Raw genomic sequence first — 21,437 nt, forward strand, 5'->3', positions numbered from 1 at the left:
CAGCACTCAGACCTGGCCGTTGCCGGGCTGAAAACCTATGTCTGCCCTATGCATCCACAAGAGACCAGCCATGAGGCAGGAAGTCGCTGCTCTATCTGTAATATGTTCCTCGTTGAGGAAGAATCAGATGAAGAGGGTCAGCACTCAGACCTGGCCGTTGCCGGGCTGAAAACCTATGTCTGCCCTATGCATCCACAAGAGACCAGCCATGAGGCGGGAAGTCGCTGCTCTATCTGTAATATGTTCCTCGTTGAGGAAGAATCAGATGAAGAGGGTCAGCACTCAGACCTGGCCGTTGCCGGGCTGAAAACCTATGTCTGCCCTATGCATCCACAAGAGACCAGCCATGAGGCGGGAAGTCGCTGCTCTATCTGTAATATGTTCCTCGTTGAGGAGGAGGAAGAGGAGAAAGGTCACAAGGATCATTCAACCCATGATATGAGTACTGCAGGCGATGATCATTCGGCTCACAAACATCAACCCCAGGCGTCAAGGAGCCAGGCTGATACCGTGTTTGACAGTGCAAAGCCTGCCCTTTTCGATGATGGTGCCAAAATAAAATATGTCTGCCCTATGCATGCCCATATCATCAGCGACGTGCCGGACACATGCCCCATCTGCGGCATGAATCTGGAAAAGGTTGAAGTCGGTGGCAGCAGTCAGGAGATCCAGATAGATGTTTCCGGCAGCATGCAGCAGGCACTGGCACTTAAGGTCGCCAGAGCCGAGAAAGATACACTATGGAAGTTTGTTCAAACCGTTGGCCAGATAGATTATGACGAGAGCCAGATAAACCATATCCATGCCCGGGTGAATGGCTGGATAGAGAAGCTAACGATCAAATCTGTCGGCGACAAGATTACCAAAGGGCAGCTGCTTTATGAGATCTACTCGCCCGATCTAATCAACGCCCAAGATGATTTCCTGCTAGCACAGGATACCTTCAAGCGTTCAGGAAACGATGCCAACTATAAAGACCTGGTGAGAAAAGCCGGGTTACGTCTGGAGTTACTCGGGTTTAACAAGAGTCAGATAAAGGCTTTGGCGAAATCCAAGGAGACACAATATCGGGTGCCTTTTTATGCCAAGAGTGACGGTATAGTAAAGGCGCTCTCGGTAAGAGATGGCATGTATATTCAACCATCGACAGAGGTGATGTCTGTCGTCGATCTGTCCAAGGTTTGGGTTATAGCCGATGTGTTTGAAAATGAGCAGAGCTGGCTTGAGGTAGGCCAGGAGGCTGAAGTCTCGGTACCGGCGATGGGTCTCAAGGGGATTGAGGGGCAGATTGACTATATCTATCCGGAGCTCGATGCCGTGACCCGTAGTTTAAGGGTCAGGATCGTAGTGCAAAACAGCGATGTCGAACTAAGACCCAATACCCTGGCTAAGATCGATATATTTGGTGGTCCCAACACTGATACCTTAGTCATCCCCCAAGAGGCCCTGATTCAGACAGGAAAAGAGAACCGCGTCATCGTTAAGCTCGAAGACAACAGCTTCACCGCCCGTAAGGTGACGGTAGGCATGCTCAGCCAGGGGAAAGCTGAGATCAAAGAGGGCCTGAAAGAGGGTGAGCGCGTGGTAACTTCGGGGCAGTTTCTTCTCGATTCAGAGGCCAGCCTCAAGGGCAGCCTTATGCGCCTCAGCAGCGGCCACCAGCACTAAGGGGGAGGATTTATGCTTACAAATATCAGAGCTAAAACCTCTACTAACTGCGGCATGACAGTGTTTGCAACTTTGGATAATTGGAGGAGTAGATAATGCTTAAGAAAATTATCGAGGCCTCAATCAAACAGCGTCTCATGGTGTTGATCATCACGATAATGATCACCGCATGGGGCGTCCAGGAGCTGAGAAATACTCCGTTAGATGCCCTTCCGGATCTTTCCGATGTGCAGGTGATCATTAAAACCCCATTCCCCGGACAGGCACCAAAACTGGTCGAGGAGCAGGTGACTTACCCGTTATCCACTGCCATGCTCGCGGTTCCCGGTGCCAAGACCGTCCGTGGCTACTCCTTCTTCGGTGACTCTTACGTATATGTCATCTTCGAAGATGGTACCGACATCTATTGGGCCAGATCCCGGGTACTGGAGTACCTGAACCAGGTCAGCAGCCGTTTACCCCAAGGTGTCCAACCCTCCCTGGGGCCTGACGCCTCCGGAGTTGGTTGGATCTTCGAATATGCCTTAGTGGACAGATCCGGTAATTTAGATCTCTCCCAACTCAAAAGTCTGCAAGACTGGTATCTGAAACTGGAACTCCAGAGTGTTGCCGGAGTATCCGAAGTGGCCACGGTCGGTGGAATGGAGCAAACCTATCAGATAGTGATAGAGCCCGACAAATTAGCCATCTACCAACTTGATATCGCCTCGATTAAGAGTGCGATCGCCAAGTCGAATACCGAAGCCGGTGGCTCGGTTATCGAGATGGCCGAAGCCGAATACATGGTCCGGGCCAAAGGCTACCGGCAGACATTGGACGATTTCAGGGAGATCCCCCTTGGAATAACCAGTCCATCCGGCACGCCTCTGCTACTTAAAGATGTGGCAACCATCCGCAAGGGGCCGGCATCCCGTCGCGGTATTGCCGAGCTCGACGGCGAAGGTGAAGTGGTCGGTGGCATTATCGTCATGCGTTATGGCGAGAATGCATTAGCGACTATCGAGGCGGTAAAGAGTAAGCTGGAGCAGCTTAAGTCTGGGCTTCCTGAAGGGGTAGAGATCATCCCGACCTACGACAGATCTCAGCTGATTGAAAGTTCGGTCGAAAACCTGCTCCACAAGGTCGTAGAGGAGATGTTTGTCGTCGGTTTGGTGTGCCTGCTTTTCCTGCTGCATGCCCGCTCGACGCTCGTTGCCGTGATCACTTTACCTCTGTCTATTCTCATCGCCTTTATCGTGATGAACAAGATGGGAGTCAATGCCAATATTATGAGCCTGGGCGGCATAGCCATCGCTATCGGAGCCGTGGTCGACGGAGCCATCGTCATGATCGAGAATATGCATAAACACCTCGAACAATTCAAGGATGAGTATCAGCGCCCGCCTAACAATAGAGAGCATTGGAAGATAGTCACTGAGGCCTCCATCGAGGTCGGCCCGGCGCTGTTCTTCTCACTGTTAATCATTACCTTAAGCTTCGTACCCGTCTTTGCGCTTGAGGCCCAGGAGGGACGATTATTCAGCCCGCTGGCCTATACCAAGACCTTTGCCATGGCCGCAGCGGCGCTGCTTTCAATAACCTTAGTCCCCATACTTATGGGCTTCTTTATTCGAGGCAGGATCCCTAAGGAGACCAGCAACCCCATCAGTAAGGTATTGATCGCCATCTACAAACCCTCACTGACTCTGGTTTTGAGATTTCCCAAAATCACTCTTCTTGTCGCCGTCATCACCCTGGTCAGCGCCTGGTATCCTCTCAATAACTTAGGCAGTGAGTTTATGCCGGAGCTCGAGGAGGGCGATCTGCTCTATATGCCTACCGCACTGCCGGGGATCAGTGCCAGTAAGGCCGCAGAGATATTGCAGCAAACCGACCGTCTGATTAAGACGGTACCCGAAGTCAAGCGGGTATTCGGCAAGGTCGGCAGGGCCGAAACGGCTACGGATCCGGCGCCGCTGACAATGCTTGAAACCACCATAATGTTGAATCCGAGAGATGAGTGGCGGGAGGGTGTCACGCTGCAAGATATTATCGACCAGCTGCAACAGACGGTAAAGGTTCCCGGCCTGACCAATGCCTGGGTTCAACCCATCAAGACCCGCATCGATATGCTCTCTACCGGTATCAAGACACCGGTTGGCATCAAGATAACCGGGGCCGATGTGGATGAGCTGCAGAAAATTGGTACCAACATAGAAGGCATACTCAGTAAGCTGCCCAATACCAAGTCGGCCTATGCCGAACGCGTGGGCGGCGGGCGGTACGTAGATATCACGCCCAAGCTTGATGTGGCTTCCCGCTACGACATGACACTCACCGACATACAGGATGTGGTTCGTTATGCCATCGGCGGCATGGAGATAGGTGAGTCGGTACAGGGCGCGGAGCGGTATCCGATTAACCTGCGCTACCCCAGAGAGCTCAGGGATAATATCGAGAAGCTCAGGGAGCTCCCGGTGATCACCAAGACGGGACACTATCTGCCACTGCGTAACTTAGCCGATATAGAGATCACCGATGGGGCTCCTATGCTCAAGAGTGAAAACGGACGCCTGATATCCTGGGTATTTGTGGATATTGAGGGCACCTCGATTGGCGAGTATATCGATGAGGCCAAGCAGGCTCTGGATAGCGAACTCACCGTACCTCCCAGATATAGCTATGGTTTCGCTGGCCAATATGAGTATATGCAGAGAGTCGACGCCAAACTGAAAAAGGTGATACCTATGGCACTCGGCGTTATCTTCATTCTACTTATGATGACCTTCGGCTCGACACTACAGGCAGGGATCATCATGCTCAGCCTGCCGTTTGCCTTGGTTGGCAGCACTTGGCTGCTCTACGCCCTGGAGTACAACATGTCCGTTGCCGTCGCTGTGGGTATGATTGCGCTGGCCGGGGTTGCGGCAGAGTTCGGGGTGGTGATGTTGGTCTACCTGAATAATGCCATCAAGCACAGGAAGGAGACGGGCGGCTATGAGTCAGTCATAGATCTGAAGGAGGCCTTGATCGAAGGTGCTGTCATGCGCATTCGCCCCAAAGCCATGACCGTCGCCACCATCTTCTTCGGACTCCTGCCCATCATGTGGGGAGCGGGCTCGGGCAATGATGTGATGCAGAAGATTGCCGCACCTATGATAGGCGGCATGATCACCGCGCCCCTGTTATCTCTTTTCGTGCTGCCGGCTCTGTACCTGCTGATTTACGGTAGAAAGCTAAACTCCACACAGTAACATCAACCACTATTACGCCAGTCGATAAAGATGTTGATTGAGTAGAAAAACACAGCCCATTACCGGGCTGTGCTTTTCTTATCTAACAAATTACCTCTCACTCATAAACGAAATCGCTTTACACTGCGTGTGAGGGAACGTGCCAGCTCATTAACCTCTGCACTGCGTTCGGCCACCCCGCTCGCCTCCCGGGCATTCTGATTAGCAGTATTGAGGGTTTCCCCCATACTGACCTCGATATTCTGGCTATCGGCTAACTGATCATCTGCGACCTGGGCAATATGTTTACTCATCTGCTCAATCGTACTCAGAGAGGTATCCATATGTTCGATCGCTGCCCTCAGCTCCCGGCTCTGGATGACGCACTGTGCCGCTGTAGACTGTCCAACAGAGATAGAGTCGGCAACCGATTCGGTTTCCTGCTGCAGTGCAGTGATCGTGGTCTGTATCTCTGCGGCAGACTCCTGTGTACGCATGGCCAGAGTTCTCACCTCATCGGCTACCACCGCAAAACCTCTGCCATGTTCGCCCGCTCTGGCCGACTCAATGGCCGCGTTCAGAGCAAGCAGATTGGTCTGCTCGGCAATCCCGACAATCGTATCTAAGATCCCACCGATATTTTTGCTGTGATGACTCAACCTGGACATCACCTCCACCGACTCACTGAGTCCATTAGACAGACTTTGAATCGTTTCGCTGTTAGTAGCCGCTATTCCCTTAATTTCACGGCTACTCACCGATGCCTGAGTCACATTATCGGCGGTCGTGTCGGCCTCATTTTTTACCACTGTCGAACTCGAGAACAGCTGCTCCGCTCTAACCCTGACGCTTTCCACCCGCTCGATCTGTTCGGCGGCGACAGATGCAATACGCTGGCTCTGTTGATTTGACGCTAAAGCCGAGCCATCCAGAGAGTGCGCATTCTCACTAATCTCATTGAGCAGCTGAGTCAGATCCTGCGACAGCTTGTTAATGTTATCGGTCAAGGTTCCAAACTCATCATCCGTCTTTTTGGTGATACGTTGAGACAGATCCCCATCGGCAATACGCGCCAGTGCCTGATTCACCGACTGAAGGGGACCCAACATGGCTCTTGAGGTAACGATTGAGATGAAGCTCGCCATCAATACAAACACCATTGCGAGTATAACGGCTAACGTTTCACCGGCGGAGATCTTCTCCTTCGCCGTTGCCTGCAGTTGAACCAGCCGTTGGTCGGCTAGATTTGCCAGTAGATCGAGTTGCTCGTAACTGGCCGTGAAACTCATCTCCGCCTTAGCGTAAGTCTCCTGCGCCAGGGCGTCCTGGGCTATAATGCGGTGCTGCAACAGGTACAGCTCTCCCGGTTGCAGCAGGTAGTGTTTCAACCGGTCAATTTTCTGGGAAAACGCATCCATGGTGGCTTGAATGTTCAGAGGTTCGGCTTGTCTTCTTAAAAAGTCGAAGTTGGTTGTCAGGTTACTCATTAAGAAACCGATATCTTCCTGATGGGCCGTCACACCTTCCGCCATATCGACCCGGGTCAGGCCGGACATGGTGTTGCCCATGGTGAACAGCATATCGTCAATACGGGTGCCGGTACCGATCACCTCCTCCAGTAAACGCGCCTCTTGTGGAGCCGAAATAAGCTCCAGATCCAACATCAGATTACTCGCTTCGAAGCGATTACTCTCAAACTCCTGGTAGCGCTCCTGAAATCTGACGGCAGCCTCGATAATGGACAGCTTAGCTTCAAACAGTTTATTACTCTCCTCAAGAAATTGTCGAAACTCCACCTCCGCCAACTCCAGAGACTTGAGCATCTTGCTCTGATCTAAGACCTTGCCCTTAAGCCTGGACAGATCCGCATCATAGTTAGCTTGCAGCTGGCTAAATTGGTTCTGACTGCGGTTCAGCTCTGGTCGAGTCTTGAGAGTATTAGCTACGGCAAGCAGCTTGACCATCTTCAGGAGTGTTAACTGCAGGGCATGACTTTGTTTTAGCACCGGAACGGCCAAAGTCTCAACATCTTGATTTGCAATGTTGATCCTGCTGAGAGAGTAATAAAAGAAGCTGCTACCTGCTATAAGGAGCACGCCGATGGCACTAAAGCCGAAAGTGATTTTTTGCCGAATGCTAAACTGAAAATTCATCATAGACAAGCCTAATTAAAACGCACTCAATCCAAAGCCTGAACGGCACTACTCAACCTGAGTTCAGACTCTTTAGTAAGCAACTGAATTTAAGTTTAGCGCAATTTCTCCCCTTCAATACGCCGGGGCAATTAAGCTTTTCACGTGTTAAGGGCAATCACAGAGAAAACACCTCCCTGAGGATCCTTGATAACGGCAAAACGACCCACTTTTGGAATGTTGGTGGGAGGAACACAGATCTTACCTCCGATCTTGGTCGCCTTTACCACAGTCTCGTCACAGTCGGCCACGGTGAAGTAGAGCATCCAATGAGGATCGATATCCCCCCACTCCTCAGTCATCTCCATCATGCCACCAAAAGGCTCTCCATCCACTAACCACTCTGTATATTCAAAACCCGGTATATCGCCGGGTTGAACTTTCCAGTCTAATATTTTTGGATAAAACTGTTTTGCAAGTCCGGTATTCCGGCAGGCTAACTCTACCCAACAAAGTGTGCCGCTCTCACCCCTTCTCCTCGCGCCGATATGCTCACCCGCCTGCCATATCGCAAATTTTGCCCCTTGTGGATCTCTGAGTAATGCCATTCTCCCCGCCGTACCGACATCATGTGGCCCAAGCAACAACTCCCCGCCATTGGACCTGGCTAACGCTATGGTGGCATCGACGCTATCGACGGCAAAATAGACGGTCCAGTTAGTCGGTATCCCCTGCTCACTCATCTCTGCCGGCATCTGATAAGCAGCACCTATCTCATCACTTTCTTCCCCGAGTACCAGGTTGAACATGGTATATACCCCATCGGGAATTGGCATATCCTGCAGACTCCAACCTAACAATTCACTATAAAATTGCTTCCCCGCATTTGCATCGTGACTGGCGAGTTCCACCCAACAAGGGAGGCCTTGGGCATATCGTTCGACTTTCATAAACAGCACCTTTGGCTGATGAATAGAAACAACAGATGTTCGCATCTAACTGAATTTAGTTAAGCTTGTTTTATGATTTCTGTCTATGCTAGATGCAATTATAGTTACTCCTTCTGCCCGCTAAAGTGGATAAACAGTCGTCCAAGCCATAGTCGCCCCGCAGAAAATTGATAGCTGTAGTACCTCAGGATGAAGAGCGCGATATCAAGGAGAACCTATGTCATTGACTCAAAAACAGATCCTTTTAGTGCAACACTCATTTTCCCTGGTCGAGCCCATAGCCGATCAGGCAGCCGACATTTTTTATGGGGCACTTTTTAAAATAGATCCCTCACTCAAACCACTTTTCAAAAGCAATATAAAACTGCAGGGACGTAAGCTGATGGCAATGTTAAAGGCAGCCGTAGATGGATTAAACGACCTGGATGCTTTAGTACCTGCTCTGAAACAGTTAGCGCAGAGGCACAATGGCTACGGCACCAAAAGAAGCCACTTCACTCCGGTGGGAAACGCATTACTCTTCACCTTGAAAACCGGTTTGGGAGAAGCCTATACAGAGGAGGTAAGACAGGCGTGGATCACGGTCATTCACCTGGTTGCCGACACGATGAAGCCAGAGATCACTGAGTAATAATCAAACTGCTATTAAAAACAAAATAAACTCCATATACTGCTTTATATATAGGGGAAATATGTCGTCTTATATCTCTGTCCTATATAGCCAAACGACCTCAAAAATGCAGGAGTCTGTAGCTCTGAAACGAGCATTTTGAAGTGGCTTGGGGATAACTAAAAGGCTTAGCTCGCACTAGAAATTCAATAAAGGTCGAGCCTGATTGTGGATACTTGCATAAGCTAAAGTCATTATTGAGGTTTGTTTTGTCTGCTTTTTATCACAGATGTCGCTATTTTTTCCTTCCCCTTTTAGCCACGGCTTTCTCATTAGGCTTGCTTCAATCTACCCAGACTAGCTGGCAAGTTTGGCAGGGAAACATCAATGAGCTTCCATTTTGGTTACTCATGACAGCAATCGCCCTTGCACTTCAATTTAACCGCAGCCGTTTGGCCTACCTGGCCACGCTTCTGCTGCTGTTTTACACTAACAGTCAACACCCGTTCCTCCCCGCGAGCCTCCAACTGAACACCCAGGGGATCTTTCTAACGGGAACATTGATCATTACCTGCTTTTCCCTCTTCAAAGACAGGGGGCTACTCTCTCCACATAGCCTGATCAGGCTTTTTGCTATCTGTCTCTGTTTTGCCATGGCTTACGGCTGGTTATGGGGAGTTGAACATTTTCAAGCTCAGATTAACGCAAAACTGCCATTGACTGTGTCACCTCAGATGCAAGCCCTTATGCCTGCCTATCTCAGTGGAGTCCTCATTTTGACGCGCACCATATGGCAAACGAACCTGGTCAATACCTCGATTCTCATCACCTTCGCCATCTGGATATTTCATCACATATTCCCTGGCCATCTTCCGCTATCCGTGCTCCTGTCTGCACTAGCGGTCATCTACCTGTTTACTATCTTAATCGACTCCTACTTCCTCGCTTATCGCGATGAACTCACCGGACTCGCATCGAGACGAGCACTCTATAACTTAGTGCTTTCCCTCGGCAGAAGGTACAGTGTCGCCATGCTCGATATCGATCACTTTAAGAAGTTTAATGACACTTATGGTCATGATGTGGGCGATCAAGTATTAAAGCTCGTTGCCGCTAAGCTGGCACGAGTGTCCGGTGGCGGCAAGGTCTTCAGGTATGGCGGAGAAGAGTTCACCATAGTATTCTCCCGAAAAGATACCGACTCGGTTATCGAACACCTCGAAGAGGTCAGAGAGTCTATCGAGGAGTACCGGATAGTTTTACGGGATGACAAGCGTAAACGCAGCAGCAAAGCCAAGCGGAATACCGCCGGGAAAGCCAGCAAAAAAACCGTAAGTGTAACCATCTCCATCGGCGTCGCCGAGAGGCTGGGAGGCGACACCTTCGAGCAGACGATGAAGAGAGCCGATGAGGCCCTCTACAGAGCCAAGAAGAAAGGACGTAACCAGGTCTGCACTTAGCCTTTATTTGAAATAATGTCGCCCCGGAATGATATCGACCATGCCGGGACGACTAATACCAAGTTAAATGGAATAGAAGTAATAGATTTGCGACTTCATCCTGATGATGATCCCTCGAATCACATCCAGAAATGCGAGAAAAGAGACAGGTTTCTCACCTGAGATCCACGCCAATCCAACCGAACCAACCGGGATATCATAATCCCCGGTTTCATTTAACTTCAGACGCACAAAATGATGCTTATTATTCAGATTCTGTCCGGTCGTCTGACGCACATTATCATCACGGGCAAACAGACTACCCTGCGCCTCTCCCGTCGCCTCTATGATCCCCTCTACCTCGGCATTAAACACCTTGCCCGGATAGACTGCCGATGCAAACTCGGCATTTTGACCGACCTTGACGTTACGTATAGCCTGATGATTGACTCGCATCAACACATACTTTTCATCGGTATACATCTGTATGCGGGGCACTAAGCCGACAAACTGCCCCTCTCGCATAATATAGTTAGTCAGATAGCCATCGGCCGGAGCATAGACCTTAGTGCTATCTAAGTTCCATTGCGCCTGAGCCACATTCGCCACCTCGCTCATATAATTTGATTCACTGCTCTTAACTGCCAGCTCCGCCTTTTCAATATTGAGTCTGGCCTTATGCTCAGCCAAACCTGCCTTATCTACTTGTGAGCGGTAGGTATGAACATTGGCTTTAGCCAGGTCTATACCGTTCGTCTGCTCATCCATTTGGCTCGCAGTGATGGTATTTGGCACGACCCGATTCTGCTCGATATACCTTTCCAGTGTCTTCTGTTTCCATAACAGATCTTTGCTTGCTGCGGCTAACTGGCTTTTGACAATCTCGATATCGGTTATCGCCGTCTGATACTCCTTATTTGCCAGTTTCACGTCCTCTTTAGCTGCCGACAACGAAACCTTGGCAGACTCTTTGGCAACCTGAGCCTTGTTAAGTGCAATCTGATAGGTCTCATCATCGAGCTCATAGATCAGCTGACCAGCCTCTACCCTCTGGTTAGGCTCAACATAGATCTGTTTCACCTGCCCCTTGATTTGACTCGAAGCCGGTCTGAGCTGAATGTGCGGTGACTGCACCAATGAGCCACCTGAGAGATCCATAGGGGTAAAGTTCAGCAGACCGACCCAGACAAACAGCAGCCAACCTCCGCCACCCACATAGGCAAAACTCTTGCTGTATCTATTCCACGGCATGCCTACCATGCGAAGCAGATAGATAAATAATGCCCATACTGCTAAACCTTCAAGCATTGCTGTTCTCCTCCGGGGTACCTTGCTGACCCTCTCCAGACTCGTGCCAGATATCCCGAAGACGTCTCAGCGCCTTCTCACCATCGATAAAGGCAACAAACACAGCCAATACCCAAACCCAGTGCCATACAAAGCCGATCCAGGTGAGCGCCGTGATCAGCCCTATCTGATGATGTTCCTCTCTATGGGCTTTATTGATAGGTAACTCATGGATCTTCCAAAAACCTATGGCTAACGCTGTGACTGTGCCAACCATGACAACCAAGGCCACAACATGCAGCGCTGTGTCCGCGCCAGTATCGACAAACGGCATACCGAGTAAACTCATGCAAAATGGTCTCTTAAATTTAAACAAGAGGGTTAGTTTGACGTTTATCCAATAACGAACAAGACTTAACGTCCAGTTGTATCAATTATGAACCATTAATGATTAAATTAGCCTTCATTAACTAACGCCATTATTGTCGATGAAATTTAATACTGCCTTTATCCGAGTCTGCTACGTGAAGCCAATTTTTGATGGGGTAGAACAGGTCTATGGCTTCAATCACCGGGCCCTTTCGATTCCCGATACCCTGATGAGTGAGCCCATGGCCCTGATCCCGTTCACTGAGTTTGCTGCATGGTTAACTCGGCTCTCTCTTTTAACCCAAGATCCGGCTTATATGGCTAAGCTGGGGCAACAGCTAAACTTCGCCCGGCTCGATATCGATGGCATAGACCTGTTATCGACCCCGGATCTGGCAATGAGCATACGCCGTATCAACTATGGCATCGTCAGCCTGCAGTCCGGCGCCAGTTACTATGTCAGCCTCTCAGGCAAAATAATGAAATGGTGCTACAAGAACCCCTATGCCTTCAATCAGGAGAAAAGCTACGACTCTCTCAGAGTCGCGATGATGCTGCTCAATGCGCTGCGTCACTTCTTAGGTGAAAGTTATCGCCCTATTCGGGTGCATATCAGCGGCTCGACTATCGCACAGCAGGAGATTGAGCAGCTATTTAACTGCCCTGTGAGCTGGAATGCTGCCCAAACGGAAATTTGGCTGGATATTGATGATATGCTGCAACCCTTGATAGAACCACAGTTGGCTAATAGTCCGGTGACCATGAAGCGTTCGCTGTTTGAAAAGTATCTCAATATGCCGCAGCCTCACGACACGCCTAAGGTACTCTTTGAGATGGTCAATTATGCAAGGTTTTATGGTCTGCCTAAGGTAGAAGATATTGCCAAACTCTTTAATATCTCTAAGCAACAGCTGCAGAGGCGACTACAACAACAGGGCTTCACGTTTTCAGCACTTTGCAGCTACATCTACAGCAATCAAGCCATCAAATATATGTTAGACGGTAAAAGTGTAGCGGAGATCAGCCCTCTGCTGGGGTATGCAAACCAGCAAAGCTTCAGCCGGGCCTTTAAACGACTCAGAAAATGTACCCCGCAGCAATACCTGGACAAACTCAACCAAAACAAGCCGAAATAGGTTGCGACTTCAACATCATCACAGACACAAAAAAGCCCTCATAGAGGGCTCTTACAAAGTTCGCTCTAACCGACTAGCCGAAAACCGGTAACAGGTCTGCCATAGCAAGTAGATGACAGGCTCCGGTGACGATACCAAACAGAATAACGATGCCAATAACAAACGTTCCCCCCGGCACCTTAAAACTGTCACTATCGGGGTAGAGCTTTCTCGCATTATAGGCCATCATCGCCGGCACAATTGCCGCCCAGATGGTGGCAGCCAGAGCCGCGAAACCGATCGCAATCAGGAAGCCATCGGGGAACAGCAGGCCTAACACCGTCGGCGGCAGAAAGGTGACTGCTGCCGTTTTAAAGCGACCGCTACGGGTTTCATCGAAACCAAATAGATCAGCCAGATAGTCAAATAAACCTAAGGTGACTCCCAGAAAAGAGGAGGCCACGGCAAGGTTAGCGAACGCGGTCAGCATAGTCGTTAACCATGCGCTACTCATGACGTCGGATAACGCAGCAACCAGCACTCCCATATTACCGCCCTGGGCGATAACATCGACAAAGCCGCTTCGGGAGATATTTCCCATAGTTGCCACTAACCAACAGATGTAGATGACGAAGGCTATAAGAGTACCGGTAACTATCGCCTTTATAATGGTGCCGGCATCTTTACCATAGTATTTAACCAGGCTGGGTACATTGCCGTGATAACCGAAGCTCACCAATCCAAAGGGGATCGCGGCCAACATAAAGGGGAGATAACGACTCTCTCCATCGGGTACAAAGAGCTTGACGGTCTCAACCTCAATCAATAGGTTACCCACGGCGAGGAAGAAGGTGATAATCATGCCACCGAGCATAACCGTTGTGATCCTATCTACAGCCTTAGTGCTGATAAATACGATAAAGGCGAGTCCAAGCGCAAATATCAGACCGGCAAGGCTCTGTGGCAGCTCGACTCCTGCCGCTTCCAGGCTATGGTTAACGATAGAACCGCCGCCGCTGATATAGGCATAGGCCAGAATATAGAGTACAAATGCGATAGATAATCCATTCACGATTCGCCAAAAATTACCTAAGGTCTCCCGCGTCAGGGTATCAAAACTATCACCGGGTTCGAAATGCAGGTTGGTCTCGAGTAGCAATAACCCCGACACTAACATACAAAACCAAACACCTAACATCATCACAAGTGAGTAGCTAAACCACATTCCGGCACCCACAACAGGTAGCGAGAACATCCCCGCTCCCACGGCCGTACCGGCAATAATCATGGCTCCACCGAGTAGAGATTTATTCGCTGCTCCATCTTTAACAGCGTTCATGTGATTAGCCATTAAACTTTATGCTCCGAGGTCACGCTATCAACAATCGTCTGCCTGACAGAGGAGCGAAGCAATCCATTGGCACGTTCCCGAATTCTTTGAACATCAACTTGATTGCTGCTATCACACAGGTACCCCAGCTCCTTCAACTTCACGCTGAGTGCACCATAGAGTTTCTTATCATAAAACTCGGGCGCTGTAATGCCGTGCAGGGCTCCCAACCTCTGAGCCAACTTGTGGCTTTCACGCTCAAGATCTGAACGCTCCATCTTGGGACAAACAGCCAACAGGTTGAAGATAATCGCGTAACGCTGCAAGGTTTCCCCGACAGTGCCTGCGAGTAGTACCAGCTGATTGACCTCTGTCTCAACTATGCTGAAACCCTCGCCCTCTGTAACCAGCCCCTGAGCGATAAAGAGATCCAGGATCTGCTCGACAACCTTGTCCGTATCTTCAATCCCCATAAATAGCTCGGCTTGAAGCAGAGGATAAAAATCTTTGATGATATCGATAATTTCGCCTCTGGAGATATGCTCATGCTGAGTCAGGCAGCTGGCAACCAGAGAGGGGATGACCATCAGATGAATGATGTTATTACGATAGTAGGTCATAGCGACGGCGATGCTATCATCGATCGAGATGATGTCTCCCAGCGGATCGCTGTCCAACTTGATCTTCTTAAGCTCCAACCCCTGCTTAACCAATGACTTACCATCGCCTTCAACCACGGATGTATAGGAGGTGTAAGGTAGGTCCTTGAGCAACTTCAGATAGAGATCCAGCTGCTTCTCCAACTGGGCTCGTTCCAGAGCATTTTGCTCCGAAGCCAGCAATACCAGGCTGGTCAGGGTCACAGAGCTCACCGCCGCGGCATCGTTAATATTGGTCATAACCCGATTTGCCAGGTTATTCACCATAGGCGTCAACCACTTTGGTTTCTGTTCCGGCTCGTTAGCGAGCTCCTCTTTCCAATCGGGCTTCTGCTCATTTAGGAAACTATGCAGCGTGATGGGCTTACCGAAGTTCACATAGCCCTGACCAAAGTTACCTAACTTACGCAGGGCACCGAAAACCTGCCAAACCGACTCTTTCTTTTTCTTCTTTCCACTCAATTCCTTATGATATGTCGCCACCTCCATTACATGATCGTAACCGAGATAGACAGGAACCAGAGTCACAGGGCGCTCCATGCCACGCAGGACACTATTTAGGGTCATGGCCAACATGCCCGTCTTAGGCGCGAGTAATCTTCCGGTACGCGAACGCCCCCCCTCGGTGAAGTACTCAACCGAATAACCTTTAGTGAAGAGTTGATCTAAATATTCGCGGAATACGGCGGTGTAGAGCTTATTTCCCCTGAAACTGCGACGGATAAAGAAGGCACCTCCCCTGCGGAACATGGGACCTGCTGGCCAGAAGTTAAGATTAATACCCGCAGCGATATGCGGTGGAACCATTCCCTGATAATAGAGAATATAGGAAAGCAACAGGTAATCCATATGACTACGATGGCATGGAACATAGATGATCTCATGTCCGTCATGGTGCAGCTGTCGAACTTCTTCCGCACCTTTAATGTTGATGCCTTTATAGAGTTTATTCCACAACCAGGTCAGAAAGCGCTCGGCAATGCGAACCAGGCTGTCTGAATAATCTGCTGCGATCTCATCGAGGTACTCCATCGCTTTAGCTCTGGCTTCGACCTCAGTGATCTTCTTACTCGCCGCTTCCTCCTGGATCGCCCTCTTCAGGGTCTCAGAGTTAATGAGAGCATGAAACAACGCCTGGCGCTTTGGCAGAACGGGGCCGGTCATCACCTTACGTTGACGACTGAAGTGCACCCTGGCCACACGAGCCAGTTTTTGTGCAATACGCTGATCGGTTCCATGTTCATCGGCCATGTAACGCAATGAAACGGCATTTGAAAACTGGACAAAGTTATGCCGCCCCAGGAAGAGGATCATCAGGCATTTTCTTAGCCAGGTAGGATTTTCACGTTCAAGCACAGCGGCCTTCATGGTGTCATCCTCTTTACCAGGCGTTCTGCCCCAATAAAGACTAACCGGAACAAGCTGAATATCGAGCTCGGGACGCTCTTTATGGATCTTCAGCAGACTCATAAAGCTATTCAGGAAGAACTGATTGCTCTCCCTCTTTCCCATAAGGGGCTTAGCCCCCTCCAGACAAACGACCCTGGGGGTGGATTTACCACCGACTTCGAGCGGTTCGTAGGGACTGGGAAGGCCTAAGCCTGCTGTGATTTCGCTTAAGGCTGCGATATCACTGACAGACTCAGTTTTCATCACATAAGCGAGAGGTTTATCCGGATCTAAATTGAGATCTTTGAAAGGTTCATGGGGTACCACAATCGTGTGTACCAGCTTGTTCTGTAACCAGCGTAATGATTTAAACCAAAGAGAGTCTTGTTTGGACATTTTCTTATGTAATGTGAGCCATGTTGATTACTGCATAGAATACCAGAAAATCAACTGGGATACCCAACACCTTAAAATTTGGTTAATACTTGCGCTGAAAGAAATACTGTATATACTAACAGTTACTGTATGGAAAGACAGGACTCGCCATGAGACCATTAACACCGAGACAAGCCGAAATTCTTGAACTGATTAAGCGCAACATCGCTGACACAGGCATGCCGCCTACCCGTGCAGAGATCGCGAAGCGCTTAGGGTTCAAGAGTGCCAATGCTGCCGAAGAGCACCTTAAGGCATTAGCAAAAAAAGGCTGCATTGAGATTATGCCGGGCACATCTCGTGGTATCAGACTAACCCAAGATGATGAAAACGAAGAGGAACTTGGCCTACCTTTGATAGGACAAGTTGCGGCAGGAGAGCCCATACTCGCTCAGGAACATGTCGAACAACATTATCAGGTCGATCCAGCCATGTTTCGTCCCAGTGCCGACTTTCTTCTCCGAGTACGTGGAGACAGTATGAAAGATATCGGCATACTCGAGGGTGATCTTCTTGCAGTTCATAAAGCCGAACAGGCCCGTAATGGGCAGGTCGTTGTCGCACGGGTTGAAGATGACGTTACGGTAAAACGGTTCGAACAGCGGGGCAGCACAGTATATCTACATGCTGAAAATGAGGAATACTCCCCGATAGTCGTCGACCTTACCAGCCAGAGCCTGAGCATAGAAGGTTTAGCCGTTGGCGTTATCAGAAATGGAGATTGGCAATGAAATCATTAGTCGGCAACAGTCCACGTCATCCCGGTTTATGGGTAAACCCTGAAGATTCTCTATCGAGTGAACTCCAGGGCTGCAGTGTCTCATCAGTCACAACACATACCCAAGGGCGTGATGAACTGAAGATGGTGAGTGCTCAACTGGCTTCATTGAGCCATCAAGGGCAGTGGATTGTGCTGATTAGTCCTCCGAACATAGGTTACAAACAGGTATTAACCGATGCCGGAGTAAGAATGGACAGGGTCCTGCTCGTTCATGGAAAGGATGAAGTAGAAACACTCTGGGCCATGGAGAAAGCACTGACAAGTGGTACATCCAGTGCGGTTATCAGCTGGACCCACTCTTTAGATGCGAGAGATAATCGCCGTCTGCAGATCGTCGCAAAGAGAGCTCGGGCCGTGGGGATCGTTATTGAAGATGCTAATGCCCACTTACATGGAAAAGCCCACGCTAGCAGCATCGACGCTCTTAACCAACCAACTCTTTTCGGTTCATTACATTAAGCTAAATTAATCATCACTTTATAAGTAGCCCCCATAGACGGGGCTTTTTTGTGCCTACATTTAAAAAAAACTTTAATTATTGATCTTGATCAATATTTGTCCAGCAAGTAAGTTTAAGTCTGTAACTATGATAATTTGTTATATCCAATCGATTTAGCCATCTATGAAATAAGTCAATCCTCTGGAACATAAGTGCATTGACCAACGGGTCGAAATCGGAACGGATATATTCAGCCGTAAAGTGCAGATGTGGTTCACCCTGGCAGTAAAAAGACTGCTTAGCTTTGCAGATAATGAGTAAAACCGCCAACGCACTTTGAAGTCATCGTTGCTTTTTTGGGAACTGAAGAGTTTGCATAGAGCAGAGACTTACTGTGTGACTCTTCTTTGTCTTTGAATGACAGAGGAGAAGTCTAGTGAAGCAAAAGTGGTATGGTTTGCCGGTGTTTTTATTTGCGCCATCTATCTTGGCAGCTGATATGCCCCTGAATATGACTCAAGGGGTAACAGAGATCAGTGGGCAGGTGTACAACCTGCACATGATCATTCTGTACATCTGTTGCGTTATCGGTGTTCTGGTTTTTGGTGTGATGATCTATGCGATGATCAACCATAGAAAGTCTAAAGGCGCCGTCGCTGCCAACTTCCACGAAAGCACCAAAGTCGAGATAGCCTGGACACTGGTTCCTTTCATCATCCTGATTCTTATGGCGATTCCAGCTACCAAGACCTTAATCGCAATGGAGGATCCCTCCGATGCCGATATTACCATCAAAGTCACCGGTTCTCAGTGGAAGTGGCATTACAGCTATTTCGACCATGAGATCGAATTCTATAGCCTGCTATCCACCCCCAGAGAACAGATAGAGGGCAGCGAAGAGAAAGGTGAAAATTACCTGCTTGAAGTCGACAAGCCTTTGGTTCTACCGGTGAACAAGAAAGTCAGATTTCTGATGACTTCAGAAGATGTTATCCACTCCTGGTGGGTGCCGGCATTTGCAGTAAAAAAAGATGCCAACCCGGGGTTCATCAATGAAGCCTGGACACGGATCGACAAGCCAGGTTTTTACCGCGGCCAATGTGCCGAGCTTTGCGGCAAAGATCACGGCTTTATGCCCATTGTAGTCCAGGCTGTTACAGAAGAAGAGTTTGATGAATGGCTGATTGCTCAGAAACAGCAGGCGAATGATGCAAAAGCTGAAGCGGAAGCTGCACTTTCTCAAACTTTGAGCATGGAAGAGCTCATGGCTCAAGGTGAGCAAATTTACCTCGCTCAATGTGCCGCTTGTCATCAGCCTAATGGAGCAGGTCTACCCGGTGTGTTCCCCTCTCTTATCGGTAGCCCTATTACCAAAGGGCCTGTCACGGAGCATATCGATATCGTGGTCAATGGTAAAGCCGGAACGGCCATGCAAGCTTTCGCTAAGCAACTGACCGCAACCGAAATCGCAGCCGTGGTGACATATGAGCGCAATGCCTGGGGCAATGACTCCGGCGATACGGTTCAAGCCGCCGATGTCAGCTCGGGGGAGGCCGGTTCTGCAGACTCTGGCGCTTCCGCTCCGGCAACCCCAGTCACCCTTTCTGCAAACCAGCCCGAATCAGGTCAAGTTAATACCGCTGTGACCGAAACGGTAAACCAAGTTATTGAGGAAGTTAAAGCAGTTGTTTTAGATGACCTAACGATGAATGAACTAATGGCCATGGGTGAGAAGGTCTATATGACTCATTGTACCGCTTGTCATCAGGCGGCTGGCACGGGATTACCCGGCGCCTTTCCTTCATTAGTCGGCAGCCCGGTGATCACAGGCCCTATAAGCGATCACCTTGATGTTGTCATCAATGGTAAAGCGGGAACTGCAATGCAGCCATTTAGCGCGCTACTTACGCCACAACAGTTAGCTGCAGTAGTAACTTACGAGCGCAACGCATGGGGTAATGACTCCGGTGATGCCGTTCAAGCCTCTGACGTTGTTGGTCACGGAAAGTAAGGGATAAAAATGAGCACAATTACACAAGACTCACCAGCAGCCCAAGATGTTCACCATGACGATCATCATGAGGCGCCAAAAGGGATCAAGCGTTGGCTCTTTACAACAAACCATAAAGATATTGGAACACTCTACCTCTGGTTCAGCTTCATCATGTTCCTGACCGGCGGGGCTATGGCCATGGTTATTCGCGCCGAACTGTTCCAACCCGGACTTCAGCTGGTTGAGCCCAACTTTTTTAACCAGATGACCACAGTGCATGGGCTGATCATGGTATTCGGTGCTGTAATGCCGGCCTTTACCGGGCTGGCGAACTGGTTGATACCTATGATGATCGGGGCCCCGGATATGGCCCTCCCGAGAATGAATAACTGGAGTTTCTGGATATTACCCTTTGCCTTCGCCATCTTGCTCAGCTCACTGTTTATGGAGGGAGGGGGTCCTAACTTCGGCTGGACTTTCTATGCGCCACTGTCGACAACCTACAGTCCTGATAGCACGGCTCTGTTTGTATTTTCTGTCCATATCATGGGGATGAGCTCAATAATGGGGGCGATAAATGTGATCGTCACTATCGTAAATATGCGTGCCCCGGGCATGACATGGATGAAGCTGCCACTATTTGTCTGGACCTGGCTGATCACCGCATTTTTATTGATAGCTGTGATGCCGGTATTAGCCGGTACTGTAACTATGGTATTAACGGATAAGTACTTTGGCACCAGTTTCTTCGATGCAGCCGGAGGCGGCGATCCCGTGATGTTCCAGCATATTTTCTGGTTCTTCGGTCACCCCGAAGTTTACATCATGATCTTACCCTCTTTCGGGATCATCTCCGCGATCATTCCCGCCTTCAGCCGCAAGCGGCTGTTTGGTTACTCCTCCATGGTGTACGCCACGGCAAGCATCGCCATTCTCTCCTTCCTCGTGTGGGCACACCATATGTTCACTACCGGCATGCCGGTATTCGCCGAGCTTTTTTTCATGTATTGCACTATGCTCATCGCGGTACCGACAGGCGTTAAGGTATTTAACTGGGTGGCAACCATGTGGCGTGGTTCTATCAGCTTCGAAACCCCCATGCTATTCGCGGTGGCCTTTATCATACTGTTCACCATAGGAGGGTTTTCCGGCTTGATGCTGGCGATCACGCCGGTAGATTTTCAGTACCACGATACTTACTTTGTGGTGGCTCACTTCCACTATGTGCTCGTCAGCGGGGCAATTTTCTCTATCATGGCGGGGGCCTATTATTGGCTGCCTAAATGGACCGGAAACATGTATGACGAGAAGCTGGGGCGGATTCACTTCTGGTGCTCGGTGATCTCGGTCAATGTACTGTTTTTTCCCATGCATTTCTTAGGCTTAGCCGGGATGCCAAGACGCATACCAGATTATGCCGTTCAATTTGCTGATGTGAATCAGATAGTATCGATCGGCGGTTTCGCCTTCGGCCTCTCACAGTTAATCTTCCTGGCGGTTGTACTCAAGTGTATTCGCGGAGGCGAAAAGGCGGTGGCAAAACCCTGGGATGGGGCAGAAGGTCTGGAGTGGACCCTCCCAAGTCCCGCCCCCTATCATACTTTCTCTACACCTCCTGAGATTAAGTAG

At 49.6% G+C, this 21,437-nt stretch carries 15 protein-coding genes; 9 read left to right on the forward strand and 6 right to left on the reverse strand.

Going from position 1 to position 21,437, the window contains the following annotated elements; genetic code table 11:
• Nucleotides 1–48: 48 nt before the first annotated feature.
• Together Q1B47_RS19690 and Q1B47_RS19695 are read left to right on the forward strand one after the other, a co-directional pair.
• A complete protein-coding gene (locus Q1B47_RS19690; protein WP_299797868.1) occupies nucleotides 49–1,668 on the forward strand; it encodes an efflux RND transporter periplasmic adaptor subunit in 1,620 nt (539 codons plus the stop codon).
• Nucleotides 1,669–1,763: 95 nt separating this feature from the next.
• Nucleotides 1,764–4,901, forward strand: coding sequence for a CusA/CzcA family heavy metal efflux RND transporter (locus tag Q1B47_RS19695; RefSeq protein WP_299797713.1), 3,138 nt, complete (start codon nucleotides 1,764–1,766; stop codon nucleotides 4,899–4,901).
• A gap of 101 nt (nucleotides 4,902–5,002) precedes the next feature.
• Here the strand turns inward: Q1B47_RS19695 and Q1B47_RS19700 are convergent, their stop codons facing one another.
• Nucleotides 5,003–7,036, reverse strand: coding sequence for a methyl-accepting chemotaxis protein (locus tag Q1B47_RS19700; RefSeq protein ID WP_299797716.1), 2,034 nt, complete (start codon nucleotides 7,034–7,036; stop codon nucleotides 5,003–5,005).
• 137 nt (nucleotides 7,037–7,173) lie between these two features.
• On the reverse strand, nucleotides 7,174–7,962 hold the full coding sequence (locus tag Q1B47_RS19705) for a VOC family protein (protein ID WP_299797718.1): 789 nt from the start codon (nucleotides 7,960–7,962) through the stop codon (nucleotides 7,174–7,176).
• Between the two features lie 217 nt (nucleotides 7,963–8,179).
• On the opposite strand from Q1B47_RS19705, the gene Q1B47_RS19710 reads away from it, so the two are divergent.
• The gene (locus Q1B47_RS19710; protein WP_299797720.1) at nucleotides 8,180–8,593 is read left to right on the forward strand and encodes a globin family protein; all 414 of its coding nucleotides are present in this window, start codon (nucleotides 8,180–8,182) and stop codon (nucleotides 8,591–8,593) included.
• A 389-nt stretch (nucleotides 8,594–8,982) separates the two neighbouring features.
• On the forward strand, nucleotides 8,983–10,032 hold the full coding sequence (locus Q1B47_RS19715; RefSeq protein WP_366873924.1) for a GGDEF domain-containing protein: 1,050 nt from the start codon (nucleotides 8,983–8,985) through the stop codon (nucleotides 10,030–10,032).
• A gap of 63 nt (nucleotides 10,033–10,095) precedes the next feature.
• Here Q1B47_RS19715 and Q1B47_RS19720 read toward each other — a convergent pair whose 3' ends face one another.
• Nucleotides 10,096–11,319 carry a biotin/lipoyl-binding protein gene (locus Q1B47_RS19720; protein ID WP_299797725.1) on the reverse strand — a complete coding sequence of 408 codons (1,224 nt, stop codon included), beginning with the start codon at nucleotides 11,317–11,319 and terminating at the stop codon, nucleotides 10,096–10,098.
• Nucleotides 11,312–11,647, reverse strand: coding sequence for an MFS transporter (locus Q1B47_RS19725; RefSeq protein ID WP_299797728.1), 336 nt, complete (start codon nucleotides 11,645–11,647; stop codon nucleotides 11,312–11,314). The genes Q1B47_RS19720 and Q1B47_RS19725 overlap by 8 nt, the downstream gene beginning before the upstream one ends.
• 175 nt (nucleotides 11,648–11,822) lie before the next feature.
• On the opposite strand from Q1B47_RS19725, the gene Q1B47_RS19730 reads away from it, so the two are divergent.
• Nucleotides 11,823–12,803: an AraC family transcriptional regulator gene (locus Q1B47_RS19730; RefSeq protein WP_299797732.1), complete on the forward strand. Its 981-nt coding sequence runs from the start codon at nucleotides 11,823–11,825 to the stop codon at nucleotides 12,801–12,803.
• 73 nt (nucleotides 12,804–12,876) lie between these two features.
• Here the strand turns inward: Q1B47_RS19730 and mtr are convergent, their stop codons facing one another.
• Nucleotides 12,877–14,133 (reverse strand): tryptophan permease, encoded by a 1,257-nt coding sequence (mtr, locus tag Q1B47_RS19735; RefSeq protein WP_299797735.1) that lies wholly within the window; start codon nucleotides 14,131–14,133, stop codon nucleotides 12,877–12,879.
• Nucleotides 14,133–16,556: a glycerol-3-phosphate 1-O-acyltransferase PlsB gene (plsB, locus tag Q1B47_RS19740; protein WP_299797738.1), complete on the reverse strand. Its 2,424-nt coding sequence runs from the start codon at nucleotides 16,554–16,556 to the stop codon at nucleotides 14,133–14,135. The genes mtr and plsB overlap by 1 nt, the downstream gene beginning before the upstream one ends.
• 149 nt (nucleotides 16,557–16,705) lie before the next feature.
• Here plsB and lexA point away from each other — a divergent pair, with 149 nt between their 5' ends.
• From lexA to ctaD, 4 genes are all read left to right on the forward strand, one after another.
• Nucleotides 16,706–17,326 carry a transcriptional repressor LexA gene (gene lexA / locus Q1B47_RS19745; protein ID WP_299797741.1) on the forward strand — a complete coding sequence of 207 codons (621 nt, stop codon included), beginning with the start codon at nucleotides 16,706–16,708 and terminating at the stop codon, nucleotides 17,324–17,326.
• Nucleotides 17,323–17,835, forward strand: coding sequence for a SulA-like leucine-rich domain-containing protein (locus tag Q1B47_RS19750; protein WP_299797744.1), 513 nt, complete (start codon nucleotides 17,323–17,325; stop codon nucleotides 17,833–17,835). The genes lexA and Q1B47_RS19750 overlap by 4 nt, the downstream gene beginning before the upstream one ends.
• 416 nt (nucleotides 17,836–18,251) lie before the next feature.
• A complete protein-coding gene (coxB, locus tag Q1B47_RS19755) occupies nucleotides 18,252–19,826 on the forward strand; it encodes a cytochrome c oxidase subunit II (RefSeq protein WP_299797747.1) in 1,575 nt (524 codons plus the stop codon).
• Between the two features lie 9 nt (nucleotides 19,827–19,835).
• Entirely contained in the window at nucleotides 19,836–21,437 is a 1,602-nt protein-coding gene (ctaD, locus tag Q1B47_RS19760; RefSeq protein ID WP_299797750.1) for a cytochrome c oxidase subunit I, read from the forward strand.

Source organism: uncultured Shewanella sp. (assembly GCF_947501225.1).
Taxonomy (GTDB): Bacteria; Pseudomonadota; Gammaproteobacteria; order Enterobacterales; family Shewanellaceae; genus Shewanella.